Raw genomic sequence first — 4553 nt, 5'->3', positions numbered from 1 at the left:
AGCAATCTGTCAGTAACCAATACGTTGCCTGACACGGCGCTTTCGCGAGCAAGCCCGCTCCCACATGGCATGGCGGCGCAGGTCAGAAGGCGTAGGGGATGCTGACCTTGGCCCAGAGCATGTCGCCTTCCGGCCGGTTCTCCACGTCAAACTCCTTGGCCCAGCGAATCTCCGCGCTGGCGTATTTGAGAAAGGTGAAATGCAACGCCGGGCCGATCGCGAATACCTGGCCGCGCACGCCGTCATCCACATCCTGCCCGGCGAATTGCACGGTGTGGCCGTACTGTTTGTCGTCGGTGGTCTGCTTGAGGTAGTAGCCGTTGAGGCCGAGCATCACATCGTCGGTGATCTTGTAGCTGGCCGAGTAATCGAAGTGGAAGATCTGCCCGGACTTGTAGTCGGTGTCCTTGTTCTTCTCGTTGAAGCTGTAGGTGGTCTTCATCGACACTTCGGTCTTGTCGGTCGGCAACCAGGTGAAGGAGAACAGCGGCTTGTAGGTGTAGAAATTGTTGCTGGTGTTGGCCAGCCGATCGACGCTGTATTCCCCCGTGGGCACCGTGACTTCAATGGCTGCGCCGAGGGTCAGGTTCTTGCCCATGTCCCACAGGATGATCGGCGCAACGGTGGTGTCGCCCATGCCTTCGCGGGTATCGCTGAGGCCGAATACCGAGACTTCCTGCTTCAGCCAGGGCTGGGCGATGTAGCCGGCCAGACGTCCGCCGAACACGCGCACCGGGCTCAGGTAATCAATACGCGGGATCACCGCCGTGGATTCGATTTCGACATTCGGCACCTTGCCGCCCAACGAGCTGATATTGAGCTTGGTCGACTTGTAATGGTTGTAGTAGAGGTTGAACGCGACCATGTTCTGCGGAAGGCTGTCGACTTCCAGCGGCAGCATGAAAAATCCGTCGGTGCCGGGGCCGATGTTGTCGACGCCGGCTTCGGTGGCCAGGGCCGGCAGGGACGCGGTGCATCCGAGCAAAGTCAGTGCCAGACGCAAGGGGAAAGTGGCGCGGTTCGGGCTCATGGCTGTCCTCATTATTATTGTGGTGGGACGTGGCGCCGGTACGCAGAACGTCCGGCACCATAGAAATAAGCGCTTGGCGCCCGACGGGGCAGGGTATTGGCGGACAGTTAGGGGGACTTCTGCGGACAGTCGGCCAACCCTGTGCTAACTTCCTTCGACATAACCGGTTACAAAAATAACAATCAAGCGTGATCCGGAATGTCAGCCCCCATGAACGTAAAAGTCCAAGACCCCACTTTTGAATTGGCGCTGGTCTCGCCGTTCCTCCTGCAAACCCTCGCTGAAGTCGTGCACAACAAAGGCATCGACCCTGAAAGCCTGTGTCGTGGCCTGGGTTTCACCCTCGAAGATCTGCAGGATCCGACGCAGCGGATTTCCTACCGCCAGGCCGTGGCGATGATTCAACGGGCGCTCAAAGTGCTGCCCAATCAGGGGCTGGGGTTGTGGGTCGGCGCGCAGAATGTGTTGGGTACGCTGGGGCTGCTCGGGCATGTGCTGTCGCTGTGCAAGACCTTGCGCGATGCCTTTGCCCTCGGCATTCGCCATCAGCACACCTCCGGCGGAATCGTGGTATCCAGCGTCGATGTGGTGGGTGATCAGGTGCACCTCGATGCCGAATGTCGCTTGCCGTTTGCCGATGTGCAGGTGTTCGCCGTTGAAGAGTTTTTCGCCAGCCTGCTGGTGTATGGCCGGGCCTTGGCGGGCCATGATTTCAAGGCGATCGCCGTGGAGTTCGTGCATGCCGCGCCGGATTACCTGAGCGAATATCACCGCCTGCTCGGGCCGGACGTACGCTTCGGCTGTCTGCACAATCGCATGCTGATCGATGCCCGGTGGCTGGACGTCAACCTGCCCAATCATCATTCGCTGGCGTTGCGTCAGGCGGTTGCGTTGCTGGAGCTGGAAGCGGCGCAGGTGCACCAGAAACTCGATCTGATTCAGGCCGTAGAGCGGGCGATTGCCCGGGACCTGAGCCGGGGCAGCCATATCGAAAAAATCGCCGGCGACCTGAACATGAGCAGTCGCACCTTGCGCCGCCGTTTGACCGAGCATGCGCTGACCTTTGAAGCGCTGCTGGAACAGGTGCGTCAGGCGCGGACCATGAGTCTGCTGGCCAATCCTGAGATGCCGATTGAACGCATCACTGAAGAAGTTGGCTACAGCGACGTGCGCAGTTTTCGCCGGGCGTTCAAGCGCTGGACCGGGATGAGCCCGAGTGCGTGGCGGCATGACACAAACCCTCACCCCAGCCCTCTCCCGGAGGGAGAGGGGGCCGACCGAGGTGTGTCGCGTCATACATCGACCTGAAAGATTTTTGTCGATTATGGATTCGGTACATCATTTTCAAGTCGGCATATCTCTACAGCTTCCCCCGTTCAGTTCCCTCTCCCTCTGGGAGAGGGTTAGGGTGAGGGGTTTTTAGCATTCTCCAAACCCACACAAACCCTCCGGCCACAGGTAAACTCCCGCGCACTTTCCCAAGGAGTTCACATGAGTTACTACCAGCCGGGCATTCTCGCCACCCCTGTTCCTGCGCAAGCACGTCACCTGTTTTTTGCCCTTGCGTCGGTTGAAGCACTGCCGCAGGCGATCGACAACCTGATGAATCTGGTGGACGGCAAGTCGGCTGTGATCGGTTTCGGTGAATCCCTGACCAAAGCCCTGAACGTGCAAATCGACGGTCTGCGCAGCTTTCCGGCCATGAGCGGCGTCGGCGTGGAAAACCCGTCGACCCAGCACGCGCTGTGGGTCTGGCTGCACGGTGTTGACCGGGGTGAATTGCTCAATCGCTGCCACGCCTTCGAAGCCGCGCTGGCCCCGGCGCTGCGCCTGGTAGACATGCAGGAAGCCTTCCGCCACAAGGACGGCCATGACCTGACCGGCTACGAAGACGGCACCGAAAACCCGCACGATGACGCCGCGATCGCCGCCGCGTTGCTGGGCGAGGGCGCTGATGGTCTGGTCGGAGGCAGCTTCGCCGCGATCCAGCAGTGGCAGCACGACCTCAAGGGTTTCCATAAGCTGTCCGCCGAAGACAAGGACAACATCATGGGCCGTCGCCTCAGCGACAACGAAGAGATCGACGACGCGCCAGTCTCCGCCCACGTCAAACGCACCGCCCAGGAAAGCTTCGCCCCCGAAGCGTTCGTCGTGCGCCGTTCGATGCCGTGGATCGACGGTGATCGCGCCGGCCTGATGTTCCTCGCCTTCGGTGTTTCGCTGGACGCCTTCGAAGCCCAATTGCGGCGCATGAGCGGTCTGGAAGACGGCATCACTGATGGTCTGTATCGCATCAGCCGGCCGATCACCGGCGGCTACTACTGGTGCCCGCCCATCAAGGACGGCCACCTCGATCTGCGCGCGTTGCGCATCGGCTGAGTGTTTCAAACACAGGGAGTTGACCATGGACGTGGTGCGTTGGGGCATGATCGGTTGCGGCAGCGTCACTGAACGCAAGAGCGGGCCGGCCTTCTACAAGGCGCCCGGTTCGGCGCTGGTGGCGGTGATGGGCCGGCGTCTTGAAGCGGTGACCGATTACGCCGCGCGCCACGGTATCGCCCGGGTCTACACCGATGTCGATGCACTGATCAACGACCCCGAGGTGGACGCGGTGTACATCGCCACGCCCCCCGACAGCCACCACGCCTACAGCCTGAAAGTCGCCGCCGCCGGCAAGCATTGCTGCGTCGAGAAACCGATGGCGCTCAACGCCGGACAAAGCCGCGAAATGCAGCAGGCGTTTGCCGACGCCGGTCTGCACTTGTTCGTGTCGTACTACCGCCGTTCGTTGCCGCGCTTTGCCCAAGTGCGGCAATGGCTGGCGCAGGGCCGCATCGGCGAGGTGCGGCACCTGAGCTGGACGCTGACCAAGGCACCGTCGGCGGCGGATCTGGACGGCAGCGCCAACTGGCGAACCGACCCGAGCGTGGCCGGTGGCGGTTACTTTGCCGACTTGGCCAGCCATGGTTTCGACTTGTTTCAGTACCTGCTCGGCGATATCGTCGAAGTCGCCGGTTTCACCGCGCGCCAGGCTGGTTTGTATGCGGCGGAAGACGCGGTCAGCGCCAGTTGGCGGTTCGCCTCCGGAGCGCTGGGCATGGGTTGCTGGAGCTTTGTGGCGGATCGGCGCGAGGATCGGGTGCAGATTATCGGCAGTCAGGGCCGGATCGCGTTCTCCGTGTTTGACGAGCATCCGGTGCAGCTGTTCGCCGATGAGCAGATCAGCCTGGAGATCCCCCATCACGAGCACATTCAGTGGCATCACGTGCTGGGCATGAATGCGCATATTCGTGGTGGTTCGCAGCATCCGGCCGTCGCCGAACAAGCCCTCAAAACCGATTGGGTGATGGACCAGATCCTTAAACGGCACTGATCCTCCAGACCACAACACTATTTCCTTGTGGGAGGGGGCTTGCTCCCGAAGAGGCCGGCATTGCTGGTATTTCCATCGCCTGACACACCGCCTTCGGGAGCAAGCCCCCTCCCACAAGGGTCTGTGTGTCGTAGTGTCTAAGGTTATGCC

The 4553-nt window shown here is 61.1% G+C and carries 4 protein-coding genes; 3 read left to right on the top strand and 1 reads right to left on the bottom strand.

All coding sequences use genetic code 11. From position 1 onward, the window contains the following. Positions 1 to 82 precede the first annotated feature (82 nt). Positions 83 to 1030 (bottom strand): transporter, encoded by a 948-nt coding sequence (locus QMX91_RS29180; protein ID WP_282413783.1) that lies wholly within the window; start codon positions 1028 to 1030, stop codon positions 83 to 85. A gap of 210 nt (positions 1031 to 1240) precedes the next feature. On the opposite strand from QMX91_RS29180, the gene QMX91_RS29175 reads away from it, so the two are divergent. From QMX91_RS29175 to QMX91_RS29165, 3 genes are all read left to right on the top strand, one after another. Further along, positions 1241 to 2338, top strand: a complete 1098-nt coding sequence (locus QMX91_RS29175; protein WP_282413782.1) for an AraC family transcriptional regulator — start codon at positions 1241 to 1243, stop codon at positions 2336 to 2338. 183 nt (positions 2339 to 2521) lie between these two features. Continuing rightward, entirely contained in the window at positions 2522 to 3409 is an 888-nt protein-coding gene (locus QMX91_RS29170; RefSeq protein ID WP_282413781.1) for a Dyp-type peroxidase, read from the top strand. Positions 3410 to 3434: 25 nt separating this feature from the next. Then, a complete protein-coding gene (locus tag QMX91_RS29165) occupies positions 3435 to 4403 on the top strand; it encodes a Gfo/Idh/MocA family oxidoreductase (protein WP_282413780.1) in 969 nt (322 codons plus the stop codon). Positions 4404 to 4553: the final 150 nt, after the last annotated feature.

Origin of the sequence: Pseudomonas sp. PS01299 (assembly GCF_029960145.1) — a bacterium.
In the GTDB taxonomy this organism is placed as follows: Bacteria; Pseudomonadota; Gammaproteobacteria; order Pseudomonadales; family Pseudomonadaceae; genus Aquipseudomonas; species Aquipseudomonas putida_A.
This window is presented reverse-complemented; position numbering and strand designations above follow the sequence as displayed.